At 61.7% G+C, this 19174-nt stretch carries 17 protein-coding genes and 1 pseudogene; 4 read left to right on the top strand and 14 right to left on the bottom strand.

Annotated features, from left to right (window positions below):
- The 4 genes from RT662_RS15285 to mdh all read right to left on the bottom strand — a co-directional run.
- Positions 1-2066, bottom strand: a 2066-nt coding sequence (locus RT662_RS15285) for a 2-oxoglutarate dehydrogenase E1 component (RefSeq protein WP_313671546.1), incomplete at its 3' end; no start/stop codon positions are given.
- Between the two features lie 130 nt (positions 2067-2196).
- Complete coding sequence (gene sucD / locus RT662_RS15280) at positions 2197-3081, bottom strand: succinate--CoA ligase subunit alpha (RefSeq protein ID WP_022678923.1); 885 nt, start codon at positions 3079-3081, stop codon at positions 2197-2199.
- Between the two features lie 3 nt (positions 3082-3084).
- Positions 3085-4284: an ADP-forming succinate--CoA ligase subunit beta gene (sucC, locus tag RT662_RS15275; protein WP_313671545.1), complete on the bottom strand. Its 1200-nt coding sequence runs from the start codon at positions 4282-4284 to the stop codon at positions 3085-3087.
- 39 nt (positions 4285-4323) lie between these two features.
- On the bottom strand, positions 4324-5286 hold the full coding sequence (gene mdh / locus RT662_RS15270; RefSeq protein ID WP_313671544.1) for a malate dehydrogenase: 963 nt from the start codon (positions 5284-5286) through the stop codon (positions 4324-4326).
- A gap of 279 nt (positions 5287-5565) precedes the next feature.
- Between mdh and RT662_RS15265 the strand changes: the two genes are divergently transcribed.
- Positions 5566-6195 (top strand): PEPxxWA-CTERM sorting domain-containing protein, encoded by a 630-nt coding sequence (locus RT662_RS15265; protein WP_313671543.1) that lies wholly within the window; start codon positions 5566-5568, stop codon positions 6193-6195.
- A 105-nt stretch (positions 6196-6300) separates the two neighbouring features.
- On the opposite strand, the gene zapE is transcribed toward RT662_RS15265, so the two are convergent.
- Genes zapE through RT662_RS15250 form a run of 3 tightly spaced genes read right to left on the bottom strand, consistent with a single transcriptional unit; the run spans position 6301 to position 8774 of the window.
- Complete coding sequence (gene zapE, locus RT662_RS15260; protein ID WP_313671542.1) at positions 6301-7413, bottom strand: cell division protein ZapE; 1113 nt, start codon at positions 7411-7413, stop codon at positions 6301-6303.
- A complete protein-coding gene (locus tag RT662_RS15255) occupies positions 7406-7891 on the bottom strand; it encodes a PaaI family thioesterase (RefSeq protein WP_017669093.1) in 486 nt (161 codons plus the stop codon). The genes zapE and RT662_RS15255 overlap by 8 nt, the downstream gene beginning before the upstream one ends.
- 40 nt (positions 7892-7931) lie before the next feature.
- Positions 7932-8774: a glycosyltransferase family 2 protein gene (locus tag RT662_RS15250; protein ID WP_409530179.1), complete on the bottom strand. Its 843-nt coding sequence runs from the start codon at positions 8772-8774 to the stop codon at positions 7932-7934.
- 62 nt (positions 8775-8836) lie between these two features.
- Between RT662_RS15250 and RT662_RS15245 the strand changes: the two genes are divergently transcribed.
- A complete protein-coding gene (locus RT662_RS15245; protein ID WP_313671541.1) occupies positions 8837-10255 on the top strand; it encodes a right-handed parallel beta-helix repeat-containing protein in 1419 nt (472 codons plus the stop codon).
- 22 nt (positions 10256-10277) lie between these two features.
- Here the strand turns inward: RT662_RS15245 and RT662_RS15240 are convergent, their stop codons facing one another.
- The 3 genes from RT662_RS15240 to RT662_RS15230 all read right to left on the bottom strand — a co-directional run bounded on the left by RT662_RS15240 (position 10278) and on the right by RT662_RS15230 (position 14258).
- Positions 10278-11699: an O-antigen ligase family protein gene (locus RT662_RS15240; RefSeq protein ID WP_313671540.1), complete on the bottom strand. Its 1422-nt coding sequence runs from the start codon at positions 11697-11699 to the stop codon at positions 10278-10280.
- Positions 11700-12028: 329 nt separating this feature from the next.
- The gene (locus RT662_RS15235; RefSeq protein ID WP_313671539.1) at positions 12029-13453 is read right to left on the bottom strand and encodes an amidase family protein; all 1425 of its coding nucleotides are present in this window, start codon (positions 13451-13453) and stop codon (positions 12029-12031) included.
- Between the two features lie 19 nt (positions 13454-13472).
- Positions 13473-14258 (bottom strand): succinate dehydrogenase iron-sulfur subunit, encoded by a 786-nt coding sequence (locus RT662_RS15230; protein ID WP_313671538.1) that lies wholly within the window; start codon positions 14256-14258, stop codon positions 13473-13475.
- Between the two features lie 191 nt (positions 14259-14449).
- Here RT662_RS15230 and RT662_RS15225 point away from each other — a divergent pair, with 191 nt between their 5' ends.
- Positions 14450-15523, top strand: a complete 1074-nt coding sequence (locus RT662_RS15225; protein ID WP_313671537.1) for an acyltransferase — start codon at positions 14450-14452, stop codon at positions 15521-15523.
- A 106-nt stretch (positions 15524-15629) separates the two neighbouring features.
- On the opposite strand, the gene sdhA is transcribed toward RT662_RS15225, so the two are convergent.
- From sdhA to RT662_RS15205, 4 genes are all read right to left on the bottom strand, one after another.
- Positions 15630-17417 carry a succinate dehydrogenase flavoprotein subunit gene (gene sdhA / locus RT662_RS15220; RefSeq protein ID WP_313671536.1) on the bottom strand — a complete coding sequence of 596 codons (1788 nt, stop codon included), beginning with the start codon at positions 17415-17417 and terminating at the stop codon, positions 15630-15632.
- 12 nt (positions 17418-17429) lie between these two features.
- Positions 17430-17813 carry a succinate dehydrogenase, hydrophobic membrane anchor protein gene (gene sdhD, locus RT662_RS15215; protein ID WP_313671535.1) on the bottom strand — a complete coding sequence of 128 codons (384 nt, stop codon included), beginning with the start codon at positions 17811-17813 and terminating at the stop codon, positions 17430-17432.
- A gap of 2 nt (positions 17814-17815) precedes the next feature.
- Complete coding sequence (gene sdhC / locus RT662_RS15210) at positions 17816-18226, bottom strand: succinate dehydrogenase, cytochrome b556 subunit (protein ID WP_313671534.1); 411 nt, start codon at positions 18224-18226, stop codon at positions 17816-17818.
- Between the two features lie 126 nt (positions 18227-18352).
- Positions 18353-18787 carry a hypothetical protein gene (locus RT662_RS15205; RefSeq protein ID WP_313671533.1) on the bottom strand — a complete coding sequence of 145 codons (435 nt, stop codon included), beginning with the start codon at positions 18785-18787 and terminating at the stop codon, positions 18353-18355.
- Between the two features lie 87 nt (positions 18788-18874).
- On the opposite strand from RT662_RS15205, the pseudogene RT662_RS15200 reads away from it, so the two are divergent.
- A pseudogene (locus RT662_RS15200) lies at positions 18875-19174 on the top strand (cytochrome P450); the annotation flags it as partial.

The following is a 19174-nucleotide window of genomic DNA, read 5'->3' as shown; positions in this document are numbered from 1 at the left end:
TGATCGATGATGGTCTGCGCGCCATTCACGAAATCGCCGAACTGGGCTTCCCACAGGATCAGGCTCTTCGGATCGGCCAACGCATAGCCATATTCGAAACCGAGCACGCCGAATTCCGAAAGCGGGCTGTCCAGCACTTCGAAGCGGGAATCCATTGCCTTCAAAGGCACATAGCGGCCGCCGTCCTTCTGGTCGGTCCAGACAGAGTGGCGCTGGCTGAACGTGCCGCGGCCGCAATCCTGGCCTGACAAGCGCACGCCATAGCCATCTTTCAGCAACGCCCCAAAAGCCAGCGCCTCAGCGGTCGCCCAATCGATATTGGCGCCGGTGGAGAACATCTCCGCCTTGGCATCAAGAACGCGCGCCAAGGTCCTGTGAATATTGAAGCCATCGGGCACCGTGGTCAGCTGCTTGCCCAACTGGTGCAGTTCCGTCATCGACACGCCTGTCATCGCGGCGCGGCGGCTGTCGATGGTTTCCTTGGGCTTGCCCAGACCAGCCCAGCGACCACCGAACCAATCGGCAGCATTGGCCTTGAAGCCGGCCGCGGCGTCGAATTCGTCTTCCAGCATGGAGACATAACCATCAATCATGGCCTTGTAGCCATCACCGGTCAGCACGCCCTCCCCCGCCAGGCGGTCCGCATAAAGCTCGCTGACCGTCTTCTTCTTGCCAATCACGGCATACATCAGCGGTTGGGTGAAGCTCGGCTCGTCGCTTTCGTTGTGGCCAAAGCGCCGGTAGCACCACATGTCGATCACCACATCGCGGCCGAACGTTTGGCGGAACTCGGTGGCCACCTTGGTGGCATAGGTCACGGCTTCCGGATCGTCACCGTTCACATGGAAGATCGGCGCCTGCACGATCTTGGCCATATCGGAAGGATAAGGCGACGAACGCGCAAACTGCGGGCTGGTGGTGAAACCAACCTGATTGTTCACGACATAGTGGATGGTCCCACCGGTGCCATAGCCGTTCAGCCCTGAAAAACCGAAGCATTCCGCCACGATGCCCTGGCCGGCAAAGGCGGCATCGCCGTGCAGCAGGATCGGCATCACCTGCTTGCGGGCATTGTCGCCAATGATCGTCTGGATGGCGCGGACCTTGCCCAGCACGACCGGATCGACCGCTTCGAGGTGCGACGGGTTGGGCACCAGCGACAGGTGCACCTTGTTGCCATCGAACTCGCGATCGGTGCTGGTGCCGAGGTGATATTTGACGTCGCCGGAACCACCCACGTCATCGGGGTTGGAGGAACCGCCGGCAAACTCGTGAAAGATGGTGCGGAACGGTTTCTGCAGCACATTGGCCAGCATGTTGAGCCGGCCACGGTGCGGCATGCCGAACACGATTTCCGTGATGCCCAGCGCGCCGCCCACCTTGATGATCGATTCCATTGCCGGGATCATGGCTTCGGCGCCATCAAGGCCGAAGCGCTTGGTGCCGACATATTTGCGGCCGAGGAACTTTTCGAACTGTTCGGCTTCAACCAGCTTGTTCAGAATCGCGCGCTTACCATTGGCCGTAAAGTGGATTTCCTTGTCGCGGCCTTCGAACTTCTCCTGCAGGAAGCGCCGTTCCTCCACATCGTTGATGTGCATGTATTCAAGGCCGACATTGCCGCAGTAATTGCGCTGCAGGATGCCAACCAGCTCGCGGATGGTCGCCGTCTGCAGGCCCAGCGCGCCGCCGATATGCACCGGGCGATCGAGATCATTCGGGCCAAAGCCATGATATCCCGGCGTCAAATCCGCCGGCAGATCCCGCACGGCCAGGCCGAGCGGATCAAGATTGGCGGCAAGGTGACCGCGCACCCGATAGGTGCGGATCAGCATCAGCGCGCTGATCGCATCCTGGGCAGCCCGCGCAATGTCTTCCGGCGTGGCACCTGATACCGCAGCCGCGGCCGCGGCGCGACCGGCAGTCTTGGCGGCGCTTTCGGCAAACATGCCGGCCGCATCAAGCCCGCGTGTCAGTTCATCACCCGGCAGGATCGGCCAGTTCGGCCGGGCCCAACTTGGCGCCGGCCGATCTTCCGGGCCGGGCAGCAGGGCTTCCATATCCATCGTGACGATCCTCAAGCCTTCGACTCTACCATGTTTAACGGCACATGGCGGCCATGTCATGGCAAACTGTCGCATGCCGGCCATGCAGTGCCGACATGTGACACGCTTTTCCGCGCCAATGCCAAGGGCTTCAGCCCTTCAGCACCTCGATCAGCGTTTCACCCAGCAAAGACGGCGACGGCGACACGCGGATGCCGGCCGCTTCCATGGCCGCCATCTTCGATGCCGCATCGCCCTTGCCGCCCGACACGATGGCGCCGGCATGGCCCATGCGGCGGCCCGGAGGCGCGGTGGTACCGGCAATGAAGCCGACCATCGGCTTCTTGCGACCACGCTTGGCTTCGTCGATCAGGAACTGGGCGGCCTGCTCCTCGGCATCACCGCCGATTTCGCCGATCATGATGATCGACTGGGTGGCCTCATCGGCCAAAAAGAGCTCCAGCATGTCGATGAAATTGGTGCCGTTCACCGGATCGCCGCCGATGCCCACGGCGGTCGTCTGGCCCAGGCCCACGGCGCTGGTCTGGTGCACGGCTTCATAGGTGAGAGTGCCGGACCGCGAGACGACGCCGACCGAACCCTTGCGGAAGATGTTGCCGGGCATGATGCCGATCTTGCATTCGCCGGGCGTCAACACGCCGGGGCAGTTCGGCCCGATCAGGCGGGTCTTCGACCCTTGCAGCGCCCGCTTCACCCGCACCATGTCGAGCACGGGAATGCCTTCGGTGATGCAGACCACCAGCGGAATTTCTGCCGCAATGGCTTCGCAGATGGCATCGGCGGCGCCGGGCGGCGGCACATAGACGACCGACGCATCAGCGCCGGTGGCTTCACGCGCCTGGGCGACCGTATCGAACACCGGCAGGCCAAGATGGGTGGAACCGCCCTTCCCCGGCGCGGTGCCGCCGACGACCTTGGTGCCATAGGCGATGGCCTGTTCCGAATGGAACGTGCCCTGCTTGCCGGTGAAGCCCTGCGTGATGACGCGGGTATTGGCGTTGACGAGAATGCTCATGGCTCAGGCGGCCTTCTTCACTTCAGCGACGATCTTGGCCGCTGCATCACCCAGATTGTCGGCCGACACGATCGGCAGGCCGCTATTCGCAAGGATTTCCTTGCCGAGTTCGACGTTGGTGCCTTCCAGGCGCACCACCAGCGGCACCGAAAGCTGCACTTCCTTCGCGGCGGCGATGATGCCTTCCGCGATGATGTCGCAGCGCATGATGCCGCCGAAGATGTTGACCAGGATGCCCTGCACCGCCGGGTCCTTCAGGATCAGCTTGAAGGCGTTGGTCACCTTCTCCTTGTCCGCGCCGCCGCCAACATCAAGGAAGTTGGCCGGCTCGGCGCCATTCAGCTTGATGATGTCCATGGTGGCCATGGCAAGGCCAGCGCCGTTGACCAGGCAGCCGATGTTGCCATCCAGCTTGATGAAGGCGAGGTCGTACTTGGAAGCTTCGACTTCGGCCGGGTCTTCCTCGGTCAGATCGCGCAGTTCGACCAGATCGGGGTGGCGATAGAGCGCGTTGCTGTCGAAACCGACCTTGGCATCGAGCACCAGCAGCTTGCCGTCATCCGTCACGGCGAGAGGGTTGATTTCCATCTGGCTGGCATCGGTGCCGATGAAGGCATCATAGAGCTTCAGCGTGACGTTTTCCGCCTGCTTGGCGAGGGGGCCGGTCAGGCCCAGCGCGGCTGCCACGGCGCGGCCATGGTGCGGCATGGCGCCAGTCGCCGGATCGATGGTGATGGTGTGGATTTTCTCGGGGTGGTGATGCGCCACGTCCTCGATATCCATGCCGCCTTCGGTGCTGGCAACGATGGCGATACGGCCGGTGGCGCGATCGACCAGCATGGCCAGATAAAGCTCCTTGGCGATATCAACCCCGTCGGTGACATAGAGGCGGTTGACCTGCTTGCCGGCGGCACCGGTCTGGATCGTCACCAGCGTGTTGCCCAGCATGTCGGTCGCGGCGGCGCGCACATCGTCGGCCGAACGCGCCAGGCGCACACCGCCCTTGGCTTCCGGGGGCAGTTCCTTGAACTTGCCCTTGCCGCGGCCGCCGGCATGAATCTGCGCCTTCACGATATACAGCGGGCCCGGCAGCTTGGCCGACGCCGCCACGGCTTCCTCGACGCTCATCGCGGCAAAGCCGACCGGCACCGGAACGCCGAACTTGGCCAGCAATTCCTTGGCCTGATACTCATGGATGTTCATTGGAAATCCCTATCCTTCGGTCTGCCTTGCCGGTGAAATTCACGCCAGCGACGGGTCAATGCCCTTGCAGGCCGTCAGCAACTCTTTCACCGCATCCACGCTCACCTGGAAATTGTCTTTCGCGGACTGCGACAATTCGATCTCCACGATGCGCTCAATGCCGCCGGCGCCGATGATCACCGGCACCCCGACATAAAGATCGCTCACGCCATATTGGCCGGTCAGGTTCACGGCGCAGGGCAGCAGGCGCTTTTGGTCATACAGGAAAGCCTCGGCCATCTCGATGCCGCTGGTGGCCGGGGCATAATAGGCGCTGCCGGTCTTCAGCAAGGCCACGATCTCGCCGCCGCCCGAACGTGTACGCTGCACGATGGCGTCAATGCGCTCCTGGGTGGACCAGCCCATCTTGATCAGATCGGGCACCGGGATGCCGGCGACGGTGGAATACTCGATCACCGGCACCATCGTGTCGCCATGGCCGCCGAGCACGAAGGCGTTCACATCGCGCACGCTCACCTTGAACTCATCGGCGAGGAAATGGCGGAAGCGGGCGGAATCGAGCACGCCGGCCATGCCGCAGACCATGTGATGCGGCAGGCCCGAGAATTCGCGCAGCGCCCACACCATCGCATCGAGCGGGTTGGTGATGCAGATCACGAAGGCGCCCGGGGCGTGGGTCTTGATGCCCTCCCCCACCGCCTTCATCACCTTCAGGTTGATGCCGAGCAGATCGTCGCGGCTCATGCCCGGCTTGCGGGCGACACCGGCGGTGACGATGATCACATCGGCGCCGGCGATATCGGCATAATCGTTCGAACCCTTCAGGTTCACATCAAAGCCTTCGACCGGCGCGCACTGGGCCAGATCGAGCGCCTTGCCCTGCGGCACGCCTTCCACCACGTCGAACAGCACGATATCGCCGAGCGCCTTCTGCGCTGCGAGATGGGCGAGCGTGCCGCCGATGTTGCCGGCGCCGATCAGGGCGATTTTCTTGCGAGCCATGGGGTGAGGCCTTTCCTTTTGAGTCGGTCAGAATGTCGCGGGTGGGATAGAGCGCGACGGCGCAGCGCGCAACCGCAGCAAAGCCCGAGCCGGTGAAAAGAAGGAGGCGGTTGCTGGCCTCGCAGCTGGCAGACAACCATGTTTCACCACAGAAAGCCGGGTCACCAAATCCTTGATCGTGCTTTTCTGGCACGGGCATCGATGCTCGATGATCAGGCTACGCATTGACAATAATTCTGCATAAGATATTGCGGGTTCGTTAAATCAGGGGAAATATTAATGAAATCTTTAACTGTCGTATTCGCAGCGCTTGGAACTTTGGCGGCAGCGTCGCCGACGCTGGCCGCTTCCGTAACGTTCGACACGCAGCCGGTCGTGTATTTCGTCCCGTCGGTTACCGATGGCGGCTATATTTTCACGTCCACAGCTGATGGATTCGGAACGAATAATGAATCGGCGTTGCCGACTAATGGCACCATGCATCTGACGTCTTGGACCAATGTGGGCTCCGAATCGGGCTTCACCATGGCGGCGCTCGATGGCAGCGTCTTCACGCTCAACTCGTTCCAGTTTGGCGGCGGCTCTAGCATAATGTTTCAGACTAGTGGGGTGACGTCGCTCACCGTGTCCGGAACCGGGGGGCAGGCGGCGTTCAGCAAGACCTTTACTGCCGGTGTCGATTACACCAATTTCCAGATGGGCACGCTGTTCATGGACGGCCAGGACGCCACCGAGTTGACCTTCACCGCCTTTGGCAGCCGAAACCGCGCCAGTTTCGATGACTTCGTCTTTAACAGCCAGGGCGGCGTACCTGAGCCGGCGTCGTGGGCGATGATGATCTTCGGCTTGGGCGCTGTGGGTGCGATGATGCGGCGTCGAGGCGCGCGGATGATTGTCGCCGCCTCCTGACCACCTGCCGGTCCGGGTCTGCTAGGTCCAATCGCCCTGAATAAAGTCAGCCCGTTGCCATGCAGCGGGCTGACGTTCTTGTAAGCAAAAATCTCTCAACCGGCTTCAGCCGCCATGGCCGAGCGCCAGATAGGCGGCGGATTGCATTTCCATCAGGCGGCTGGCGGTGCGTTCGAATTCAAAGCTGGAATCGCCGGCCGGATAAAGCTGATCGGGCTGGGCATCGGCGGCGGCGACCAGCTTGACCTTCTGTTCGTAGAGCGCGTCGATCAGGTGGATGAAGCGGATCGCCTCGTTGCGGTTTTCAGGGCCGAGCCTGGGAATGCCGACGATCAGCACAGTGTGATAATGACGGGCGATGGCGAGATAATCGGCAGCGCCCAGCGGCTGCCGGCACAGCCGGGCAAAGCTGAACACGGCGACGCCCTTGAGCGATTTGGGCACATGCAGGAAGCGCCCGCCGGGCAACGGCAGTTCGGCGGTCGGCACATGCTCACGGTCTTCGGGCGGATAATCGGTCATCCGGAAGAACGCAGCGGAGAGCGCGGCGGTGGCTTCGGAGCCATTGGGGACATGCCAGGTCTGGGTGCCCGACAGGCGGGCAAGGCGATAATCAGTCGGTCCGTCCAACGTAACCACGTCCAGCCTGGCTTCGATCAGGGCGATGAAAGGCAGGAACAGATGGCGGTTGAGCCCATCCTTGTAGAGGTCGCGCGGGGGGCGGTTGCTGGTCGTCACCACCGTGACGCCCTTTTCCATCAGCGCGGTGAACAGGCGGGAGAGGATGGCGGCGTCGGCGATATCCTTCACCTGCATCTCGTCGAAACACAGCAGGCGGGCAGATGTGGCGATCTGATCGGCGACGCTGATCAGCGGATCGGCATCACCAGCCTGGCGGCGGGCGTGAATGGCGCCATGCACTTCGGCCATGAATTCGTGGAAATGGGCGCGGCGCTTGGGCGATACGGTGGAAGCGGCGAAGAACAGGTCCATCGCCATGGACTTGCCGCGCCCCACGCCGCCCCAGATGTAGAGGCCCTTCGGGGCAGCGGGCGGCGCCTTGCCGAACAGACGGCCAATCAGGCCGGGCGCTTCGACAGGACGGTTCAGCGCGGTTTCCAGCGCTGCCAGCCGGGCCACGACCGCCGCCTGCGCGGCATCGGGCTTCAGTTCGCCCGCAGCCAGCAGTTCGGCATAGCGGCCGGCGACATCAGTCAACCTGCATCTCTCCCGGCCGTGCCGCATGACCTTCGCCAGTGGGCCGCGGCGGACGCGGAATCTTGCGCATGGTGCCGGTGAAGCTGGCAAGGTTGACGCCGTCCTGCGTGACCAGGCCGCGCACGAACAGCATCTTGCCGGTTTCCTTCAGGATTTCGCCATGGGCTTCGATCGGCTTGCCGACGATTCCGGCCGAAAGGAAATCGGTGGCGCACGACAGGGTGACGGCGGCGGAGTTTTCGAGCTGGCGGAAGATGAAGGCAAACATCGCCATGTCGATGAACGACATGATGAAACCGCCGTGCAGATAGCCCAGCCCGTTCGAATGCTTGCGGGCGGTTTCCATGCGGCATTCAACGCCGCGTGCGCCTTCCCGGAAGAAGAAATCGCCCAGCATCGAGGCAAAGCGGCCGTCCGGATCCCGGCGCCAGCAGGTCCAGCCCGCATTGGGCCCTTCGGTGAATGTTTCGCGAGACATGAATTGAGCGGTTAGCCCCGGCGAAGGCGCGCGTCCAGCCTCAACGATGGAGCGTAGCCAGCGCCCACTGCGCCGCGGCTCTTGGGAAGAAGCCGCCGTGCTGCAAGGCCAACGCAAATTCGCTGCGCGCTTCGCCGAACTGGCCAAGTCGGCGCAACTGTGAACCCATTACATAGTGGTGACGTGCCAGCGCCGCCGGATGCCGTGCGAACGCATCAGCGTGCTTCTCGATCAAGCGGCGGCGGCCGATGATGCCCTTTTCGACACTGCGGGTCAGGCTGTCGGGGCTGTCATAGGCGATAGCAAGTGGCTGGTTGATATAATGAAAGCTGGCGCCGACTTGAGCGAGACGCAAGATGAGGTCCCAATCTTGGAACCGCGGCATGGCGGGATCGAAACCGCCGGCGCGGTCGAAGATGTCCCTGGTCATCGCCAGTGTCTGGGTAGAGATGTGGCTGCTTTCCAGCATTTGGGCATAGACATCGTCGGCAAGCTGCCAACCCGGCGCAGGGTAGAGTGTGCGAGCGGTTCCATATCGCTGGTCAAGCTGGCAGAAACTGACATCGTCGCGCTTGAGCACATCCACATGGGCAGCGAGCAAGCCGGGCAGCCATTCGTCGTCGCTGTCCTGAAAGGCCACGAGCCGACTGCGCGCCTTAGCGACGCCAGCGTTACGTGCGGCCGGGGCCCCGGCGTTATGATCGACCTGGAAGATGGCGATGCGGAGATCGCTGAAGCCGTTGAGAATTTCCAGCGTGTCGTCCGTTGAACCATCGTCGACGATGATCACCTCGAAGCGAGTCAGCGTCTGCGCCAGGATCGAGTCCAACGCTCGCCCGATCAGTTTGGCACGGTTGAAGCTGGGCATCACAACCGAGATCAACGGGTCGGGGATCTGGGCAGGTCGGATGCAGTGTAGGGCCAAGCGACGGGTCCTTTTGCGAAATGGACGAGGTCATTCATGTAGTAGGTGATCAGTCGTGTTATCACTCAGCCATGAAAAAAACGCGAATCGTCAGCATCGGGATGTTGCTGGTCGGCGCCGGAGCGATGGCGATCGGCCTGCTGCCGCAACCAGCGCTGGTTCTTGCCCAAATGCGCGGTAATGTGGTCGAGGTTACTGACGCGGCATCGTTATCCAGCGCAGTCTTGTGGGCGCGGGCGGGGACGACGATCAGGCTGGCGGCGGGCGATTATCCGCGACTGGTCGTCCGCCGGGAGATCGATGGCCAGCCGATCCGGATCACTGGCCCGCGCGGGGCGCGGATCGATCAGGCGGTGTTTTTGAAAGCAGCTGGGTGGCACCTCGATGGTGTGACGATCATCGGCGGTACCGGACGCCTGATGCCGCTCGACATCGCTTCGTCGCGGAACATCGTCGTGTCGAACGTGCACCTCACCGGGGCCACCCCCGGCCCCGGCCCGGATAACGAGGATTCCAACGGTCTTGTCGTCAGGGGCAGCGAAGCCATTGTGTTCGCAGGATCTGAGGTTGACCATGTCAAGCAGATTGCCGGCATCCGGGACAGCTTTGGGGTGGTGATCGAAGGCAACCGCTTCACCAATGCACGCGAAGGACTGATGGTGCGGGCGACGCATGGGCTGGCCATTCGCAATAATCTGTTTCAAGGTTGGCGGCCGCGCTTCGACAAGTTCGAACATCCCGATATGATCCAGTTCTTCACCCAGCACGTACCGACCGGGTCGAGCATGGTAACTATCCAAGGCAATTACCTTTCAGCCGGCGAAGATCGTGCAGTTCAGGGCATTTTCATCCGCGCCGAAGCCTATGAGGCCGGCCGAGAGCCGATGGGATATCACCGCAATTTCGTCATAAGCGACAATGTCTATTTTGGATCGTCGCGGCACGGGATTTCGACGACGAATATCCGTGGGCTGATTATTGAAAACAACACGGTGATCGGTTCGCCGCACGCCTTCACCGGCAATGTGCCTCGCGATCCGACCGGCAAGTCGAGTTATGGTTGGCAGCCGGCTATTCTGGTGGCGGGAAAATCCTGGGGGCGTGCGTCCAACAATATCGCGGCGTTGATGGCGATCCGGCCGGAGGTGGTTGGGATGCAGGACATCAACAATTTCGTCTACAAACCGCGAGATCTCCCGGACGGACGCAACCCTGGCAACAGCTTCAACGCCCCTTTGACCGCTGGAGATCTGCCAATTTCGGCCTTTGCCATCCGACCCGGGTCGGATGCCGCGCGCCATCAGCGCGGCGCTGACGTGCGCAAGGTCGGACCCGAGGCGGCGGTGAGAGACCTGCAAACGCTGGCGGGAGAGGCAGCGACGCTTGCGGCAAACGCCAGGTTACAGGATCTTACCAAGGATCCGCCGCTGCCGAAGTAACGGCTACAGCCTGCGCCGCCAGTCAGCTCCGGACGAGCGCAGTAGACGGCGAAGACAATTGTCGCGGTGCCGCCAACTCGCCTGCCAACCGCTTGGCCTGATGTCGGTGCAGCGCCAGAATGGCCGCCGCCATTACGAACACCAAGTAGTTGTTGTCGGCAAAACTGATAACGTAGGCCGCGATAATGAAGTTGATCATCGACAACGCCAGTGCCCCGCCCCATTCTTCCAGTTCGTCGCTGGCGCGCATGAAGGTCATCACGCCCAACCAGGCGAGGCGCGCCAGGCAGCCAATAAAGCCGATAAAGCCCAGCGGCCCGACGCCAACCAGCAAGTTGATGTAATAGCTGTCAACAATCGCGATGCCCTTGTTTGAGACAGCGCCGACTTCGGGCAGCGGGATGCCCATCCCAACACCGATCGGGTTTTTGGCCACCGCGCGCCAGGCGCCAGCCCATTGTTGATCGCGCACGGCGTTGCTGCCGACATGCTGCGACCCGCCGATCGTGTACATCTGCAAACGGTGGCTGCTGGCGATGGCGCCCGCCATGCCGGCAACGCCCATCATCACCAGTGCTACCATGATGCCAGGTTTCAACGCGTCGCCTTTCTTGCGGTAGAACAATTGGCGCATCATGATCATACCGCCGTAACCGAACAGCGAGACGAACAAGGCGATGAAGGCGGTGCGGGCATTGCAGAACCATACCGCCTGCAGCATCAGCGGAATCAACAGAATAGCCAGCGCACGCTTCCACCCGCGCATCCGCCACATTTCATAGAGCAGCGGCGGGATGATGATGCCAAGATACTGGCTGTAATACAGAATGATGCCGAAGGTGGCGCGCACGCGATATCTGCCGTCTCCGACGCGCGCCTGCGGCGACATATAGACCTGGAGCAGTTCGGAATCGATGCGGAGGAAGCTGGGAAGATAGCCCATCCACGGCGGCCGCTGCATGAAGTTTTCCAGAATCCCGACAAGGAAGGTAAAGATGCCGGCATAGACCAGCACACGCATCAGCCTTGGCACGGTGCGAATGTCGGCAAAAAGCCATGCGGCAACGACCATCGCTGTCAAATCGAGCACCGACTGCATGAAGATATAGGACAGAGCGTCAACCGGCGCCGGCGACAGCGGCAGAACCACCACCTCCATGACCATGAACAGCAGATAGAGCCGCAGCGCCAGCTTGTCGTAGCCAAGCAGGTCCACCACTTTGCGGCGGGCTTCAGCAATCTGCGGGAAATGGGTGAGCATCACCACCAGCATCACCGCCAGGATCAATCGCGGTGGTGACACCCACGGCAGACCGGGAATGGCAACAGCGACATAGGCAGGCCACGCCACCATCAGGAACAGAAAGGCCGACAGCAATTTCCAGAAGGGCGCGTTATCGGCTTTGTCCACATCGGGCAGTAACCACAGGCCCAAAAGCGCCATGACCGCGATGGGGAAGCCGACAAAGCGGAACGCCAGCGTGCCGCCGATGGCAACAAGGAAGCCGGTGTACATGGTGAGAAACAGCGCAAACGCCACAAAGGCGATGCTGGCAAATTTCCACCACGGCCGGTGATGCAGGCTATTATATTGCGGCAGAATGCGCGCCGATTTGCGATCCATCGCTGCGCGTGTGTGGAGTACCGAAGCGGTCATGCGCTCACCTGGTCAGGCTGTCCGCCGAGGCATACTATCTGCTGCACAGTCCCACCCATCATGCCACATTTACGACCAGTAACTACTAGCGTTGCATAATCAACTTATCAAAGCCATCAAGACCCGGCAAGCGAAGCTGCTGTGACAGTGGGCAGCAACGCCGCAATGGCCATGCCAATGGCCAGCAATTGCCGGTCACTGCCGGCCGGGCCATCAAGCTCGAGGCTCACCGGCAAGCCGTTGGCACGACCGCAGGGTATGACGAGGCCGGGCAAGCCCGCCGTGCTGCCAGGCAGGATATTGCGGCCGATGGCGGTGCCAAAAGGCACATCGACGCCATTGATGGTCACGCTGCGGTCGGCGCCGATGGGCGTGGCCGTCACGAGAGTTGTCGGAAACAGCAGCGCCGCAATGCCATGATCAGCAAAACAGGTGGCCATCAGGTGTTGCAACGCGGGGCGATGCACATCCCGCGCCGCGCGATAGACAGGGTCTTCCCTGTTGCTCACCGGCGTGCACAGGCTGAACGCAACCTGCACATCCGGGCTGGCAAGCTGCGCCTGCACGTCGGCAAGGCTGGCAGGCGCGGCATTCCCGGCGAGATATGCGCCAAGCGATGGCAGGAAATCATGAAAGATGATCGGCACGCCGGCTGCATCGATCAACCCCTGAAGGCCCGGCAGTTCCACCTCCACCAGCACCACGCCAGCCGCTTGCAGGCGAGCGATGACCTGCGCGGTCGCCTGTGCGACGGCAGGGTCGAGGCCGGCGAAGAAGAAGGCCCTATCGATGCCGAGCCGCAGCCCGGCCAGTGTTGCCGGGGCGATGGACGGCGCGTCACCCGTCATCACCGCATCAAACAGCACGATATCGTCCATGTTGCGCGTGTGCGGGCCGACCTGATCGAACAGCGCAGTCATCGGCACCACGCCACCGTTGGGATAGCGGCCCGTCGTGGGACGGAAACCGAACAGGCCGCACAGCGCCGCCGGCACCCGGATCGATCCGGCGGTATCCTCGGCCACGCCCAGCGGCGCCATGCCGGCCGCCACAGCGGCCGCTGTGCCGCCCGAACTGCCGCCGGGAATGCGCGACGGATCGTGCGGGTTGCGCACCGCGCCGAAGGCGGCGTTGGTGCTGGTCCATCCGAACGATAGTTCGTGCAGATTGGTCTTGCCCAGCACGATGGCACCGGCCTGGCGCAGCAGCGTCACGCACGCGGCGTCGCTTGCGGGGCGGAAATGGCGCAACGCATCGGTGCCGCCCGTGGTGGGATAGTCAGCGGTGTTGACGCTGTCCTTCACCGGCACCGGCAGGCCGTGCAGCAGGCCGAGCGGCTTGCCAGCGGCGCGGTGGGCATCGGCGGCGCGGGCCTGCTCCAGCACCTGTTCTGCATCCAGGCTGATGAAGCCATTGAGATGAGCGCCCTGCCCGCAGCGCGCCAGCAGCGCCGTGGCATAAGTTTCAGCGGAAAGCTCGCCAGAGGTCATCAGCGCGACAGCGGCGCTTGCCGAAAGTTCGCACAGCGCCGTGTCGTCCATTGCCGTTTCCTTGCGCGGCTTATCCTGCGCGTTCGAGCATCATCAGCTTGATGTCCGCAATCGCCTTTGCCGGATTGAGGCCCTTCGGGCAGACGTTGGAGCAGTTCATGATGGTATGGCAGCGATAGACGCGGAACGGATCTTCCAGCGCATCAAGCCGCTCACCGGTCATCTCGTCGCGGCTATCAGCGAGCCAGCGATAGGCCTGCAACAGGATGGCCGGGCCGAGGAACTTGTCGCTGTTCCACCAATAGCTCGGGCAGGCCGTCGAACAGCACGCGCACAGAATGCACTCATACAGGCCATCCAGCTTCTCACGCTCGTCCGGAGACTGGATGCGCTCCTCGCCCGACGGCGCCGGGGTGACGGTCTGCAGCCAGGGCTTGATCGAGGCATATTGCGCATAGAAATGTTTGAAATCAGGGACAAGGTCCTTGATCACCTCCATGTGCGGAAGCGGCGTGATCACGACCTCGCCCTTCACCTCCTCGATCGGCTTGGTGCAGGCCAGGGTGTTCGAGCCATCGATGTTCATCGAACAGGACCCGCAAATCCCTTCCCGGCAAGAGCGGCGGAAGGTGAGCGTGGGATCGACCTCGTTCTTGATCTTGATCAGCGCATCCAGCACCATCGGCCCTGTGGCGTCGAGATCGAGGCTGTATGTGTCGTAGCGCGGATTTTCACCGTCATCCGGGTTCCAGCGATAGATCTTGAACTGCTTGGTACGCGAAGCCCCGGTCGGCGCCGGATAGGTCTTGCCGGTTGCCTTGATGACACTGTTGGACGGGAGCGAAAATTCAGCCATTGCGACGATTCCTTACCTGGCAGAACCTATGCACGAGAGGCAGCGGCCCTGACAACAGCCGACGTGCCGTTCCGCATGCAAAATACGGCCTAGATTGCTCGCCCATCTTGTTCTGAAGCATGAAAAATCCAGTTTGCGTCTGTACGTGTTCGAAACTAGAACCAATCAGGTGTTTTTTAGGGGTCAAGGGGTTGCTGAAGGTAAGCGCGCAGCGGACTGACGTTTTGCCAGGTGTTCAATATCTGCGGTTTGTGGCCGCTGCCTTGGTGGTCGGCGCGCATGCTTGGCAGATGGTTCCCTATGTCGGTTATGGCGATATGGGGCGGTCGTTCGAAGGCGGGCAGTCCGGGGTTGATATTTTTTTCGTCATCAGCGGCTTCATGATGGTTCATATTTCCGGCCGAGCCAATGCAGCACGCCCTGGCGCTTTCCTGCTCGATCGCTTCACGCGGATTGCGCCTCCATACTGGCTGGTGACGATCGCCTTGGCGGTCTTGGCTGTGGTATCGCCGTCACTGCTCAAGTCCGCGCGCCCCGATCTGGCCCAGTTGGTTGCTTCCCTGCTGTTTTTTCCCTGGCCACATCCCAACGAAAAAATGGGCACGATGCCACTACTCGCGATTGGCTGGACATTGAATTACGAAATATTGTTTTACATGGTCTTCGCCGCCGCCATGCTTATCAATCACCGTTATCGCGTTCTCATCAGTTTCATTCAGATTTCGCTGCTCGTGCTGGCAGGTGGATTTTTTGCATACGCCGGAAATCCGTGGTTCGATTTTTACACCAACACTCTGATGCTAGAGTTTATATTTGGAATGCTCGTTGCTTATGCGGCCCCACGGCTCAAGATGCCGGCTTGGCTCATAGCCGTGTTGTTCAGTGCGGCAAGCATATGGTTTATTTGGGCTATCCAGCAACCCGTGGGCCGCCTTGACCCAACGAGATGGTTCATGTTTGGCATGCCATCTGCTGCCATCGTGTTGCTCGTGGTTGCCGCCGACCTGCAGGGCCAAGTCAAGACCGTTCCATGGCTGGTGGCGCTTGGTAACGCCTCTTATTCCCTTTATCTCGTCCATCTTTTTGCGCTTGGGGCGATCCGTGCCGCCTGGCCATTGCTTCCGGATTCATTCCACCGGTCAGATTTTCCCCTGCTTGTCCTGGCCTTCGCCACCTCTATCGCTGCCTCTCTCCTGTTTCATTATTGGCTGGAAAAGCCGATGGTGAAGGTCGTGAGAGGCCAGATTGCCCGATTTGGAAGGTGAACACTGGCGTAAGGTGAACGCTTGGCAGCAAGCCGACCAAATTTGGAACGGGCGTAATCTCTAGGAGCCGGCCACCGGCACGGCCCCGAGACATACGATACGCAGTTCAGTACGTTCGAGCCTTGGGCTTGATATACTCGATATCATCCGACAGCGTGTAGGTGTGCACCGGGCGCTTGGCGAGTTCCACCGAGCCATCGCGGAACCAGCCCAGCGAGTGGACCATCCACGTGTCGTCATCCCGGGCCGGGAAATCCTCGTGCATGTGGGCGCCGCGGCTTTCGTGGCGAGATTGGCCCATGTGCATGGTCAGCACGGCCTGGCCGATCATGTTGTCGAGCTCCAGCGTCTCGATCAGATCGGTGTTGAACACCATCGAACGATCCGTGGTGCCGATATCGGCCATACGCTGATAGACGGCGTCGATCTTGCGCACGCCTTCATCGAGGATCTCGCTGGTGCGGAACACGCCGGCATTGGCCTGCATCGTCTTCTGCATGGCCAGGCGCACTTCGGCGGTGCTGCTGCCGCCCTTGGCGTGGCGGAAGCCGTCAAGCCGGCCCAATGCGAAATCGGCATTGTCCTTGGGCAGTGCGGCATGGCCGGCGTTGGCCTTCTGGATGGCGGCGACGCGGTGCGCTGTGGCGCGGCCGAAGACGACCAGATCGATGAGGCTGTTGGAGCCCAGGCGGTTGGCACCGTGCACCGACACGCAGGCGGCTTCGCCTACCGCGAACAGGCCGGGCACCACGCTGTCGGGGTTGCCATCCTTCAGGGTGACAACTTCGCCGTGATAATTGGTCGGGATGCCGCCCATGTTATAGTGCACGGTCGGCACCACAGGGATCGGCGCCTTGGTCACGTCCACCCCGGCAAACACCTTGGCGGTTTCGCTGATCCCGGGCAGGCGCTGGTGCAGCACGGCGGCATCGATGTGGTTGAGGTGCAGGTGGATGTGATCGCCTTCGGCGCCGACGCCGCGGCCTTCGCGGATTTCCATCGCCATCGAACGGCTGACCACGTCACGCGAGGCCAGATCCTTGGCCGACGGGGCGTAACGCTCCATGAAACGCTCGCCAGCGCTATTGGTCAGGTAACCGCCCTCCCCGCGCGCGCCTTCGGTGATCAGCACGCCGGCACCATAGATGCCGGTGGGGTGGAACTGCACGAACTCCATGTCCTGCATGGCCACGCCAGCCCGGATCGCCATGCCGCCACCATCACCGGTGGAGGTGTGGGCAGACGTGGCAGAGAAATAGCAGCGACCATAACCACCGGTGGCTAGCACCGTTTGATGGCTGCGGAAGCGGTGGATGCTGCCATCTTCCATGTTGATGGCGATGACACCCTTGCACTCGCCATTCACCATGATCAGATCGATGGCGAAATATTCGATGTAGAAGTCCGTGCTGTACTTCAGGCTCTGTTGATAGAGCGCGTGCAGCATGGCGTGGCCGGTGCGATCGGCGGCGGCGCAGGTGCGCTGGGCCGGCGGACCGCTACCCATGTTCTGCATCATGCCGCCGAACGGGCGCTGATAGATGCGGCCGGCTTCGGTGCGGCTGAACGGCACGCCGAAATGTTCGAGTTCGTACACGGCAGCCGGGGCTTCCTTGCAGAGATACTCGATCGCGTCCTGATCGCCGAGCCAGTCGCTGCCCTTGACCGTGTCATACATGTGCCAGGTCCAGTGATCCGGGCCCATGTTGCCGAGCGCGGCTGCGATGCCGCCCTGCGCCGCGACAGTGTGGCTGCGTGTGGGGAAAACCTTGGTGATGCAGGCGGTTTTCAGCCCGGCTTCGGCAATGCCCATGGCGGCGCGCAGGCCAGAACCGCCAGCGCCGACGACGACGGCATCATAAACATGATCGATGATCTGATAGGCTTCAGGCACTTGGGCTTCCAATCAACCGGCAGACAGGGCGACCTTGAGCACCGAAAACAGTGCCAAGGCTGCAAGGGCAAAGGTGTAGAAGTTGAGGGCCAGCAAGGCGATGACGCGCTTTGACCCATGCAGATAATCTTCCAGCATCACCTGCACACCTAGGCGGAAGTGCCAGAAAACGCTGACCACCAGCAGGCACATCGGCACCGCCACCAGCGGCTGGCGCAGCCACATTACGGTGGAGGCGTAATCCAGGCTGGGCAGACGGGCGAGGCTGAAGACAAACCACAGCACAAGGAACAGGCTGGCCACCGCTGTGACGCGCTGCAGCCACCAGTGATGAACGACGGCGCCACCCCCGGCACCAAGCCCGCGCACGCGGCCGAGTTGGGTTCCATTACCCATGATCAATACCCCCGGGCGAGAAGGATGAAGGCCCAGAAGGCCAGCGTGGCAATGGCCGAAAAGGCAAAGGTCGCCAGCGCCATGCGGCGCGAGGTAGCGAGATCGAAACCTTCGCCCGAATCCATGATGAAGTGGCGGATGCCGCTGCCCATGTGCTGGAACATTGCCCAGGTCAGGCCGAAGCCGACCACAACGCCAAGCGGCGAGAAAACGATATCCTGAAACAGGCGAAAATAGGTCGGGCCACTGGCAAGCGCCGCAAGCCACCAGGCAAAGATCACCACGGCGCCAAAGGCCAGCGCATGCCCCGTCACCCGGTGCACGATGGAGACTGCCATGTGGACCCGCCATTTCCAGATGGTGAGATGCGGTGACAGCGGGCGCGGCGGCGGCGCTATTGGTCGAGATGCCATGAGTTGCCCTTCTATCTGGCCCCTTTCGCTGCCCTGCCTTTCGGCTGGCGCAGCGGTCGGTCTGTGATGCCCGCCTTCATACCGTGCTGGCGCTGCGGTGCAACACTGGTGTGAACGGCAGCTTCCTTATCCGCATTGGATCAGGACGGTTCGTTCCAAACCAGCATAACGATGGACCAATGCATCGCGGTAACTGTCGTCTGCCATCATGTTCAGGAAATGCTGGCGCGTCGGATAGCGAACCAGCAGCAGCTTGTCCCAATCGGCGACCTCTGTGCCGGGCTGGCCGATGAAGACCTGTTCGCACGGGCCATCGTAGAGCACTTCCGCTTGCGACACCGCGCCTACCACCACGGTGAAAGCGTGCTGATAGCGGTCATAGGCCTCTTTCCCCGAACAGGGCGCCATACCAGCTTCGGCCGGGTAATTAGCGGTTTCGCGGAACTTCAGCAGGTTCATCATCACCACCGGCCCGTCACGGCCGTGATCGCGCAAGTTTCGAACCTGATCTCGGGTGGGATCGATGCTGGAATCATGATTGTTATGAGAGGGAATGGCCATGGCACAGGGACTCGCAGTTGGGATCGATCCAGCGTAGCATCGCACCAATGACCGTGAAGATGCGGCGCACGAAATGGGGAGGATGTGATGGCAACGATTGCTCCAGCCACTGTGGCTGCTGTTCCACTTGATGTGATCGATGTGTCTGACGCAACGCTGTACGCCAACGACAGTTGGCGGCCGGTGTTCGCCCGGTTGCGCGCCGATGCGCCGGTACATTACCAGGCCAACAGCCCCTTCGGCCCGTTCTGGTCGGTGTGTAGCCATGCCGACATCATGGCGGTGGAAGCCCGGCCAGATATTTTTTCCAGCAGCCACGAATTCGGCGGCATTACCGTGGTCGATCTGTTTGGCGAATATAACCTGCCGCAGTTCATCGCCATGGAC

The sequence above is a fragment of the Sandarakinorhabdus sp. genome (genome assembly GCF_032115815.1).
In the GTDB taxonomy this organism is placed as follows: domain Bacteria; phylum Pseudomonadota; class Alphaproteobacteria; order Sphingomonadales; family Sphingomonadaceae; genus Sandarakinorhabdus.
Note: the sequence above shows the minus strand (reverse complement) of the source record. Positions and strands in the feature narration are given on the sequence as shown.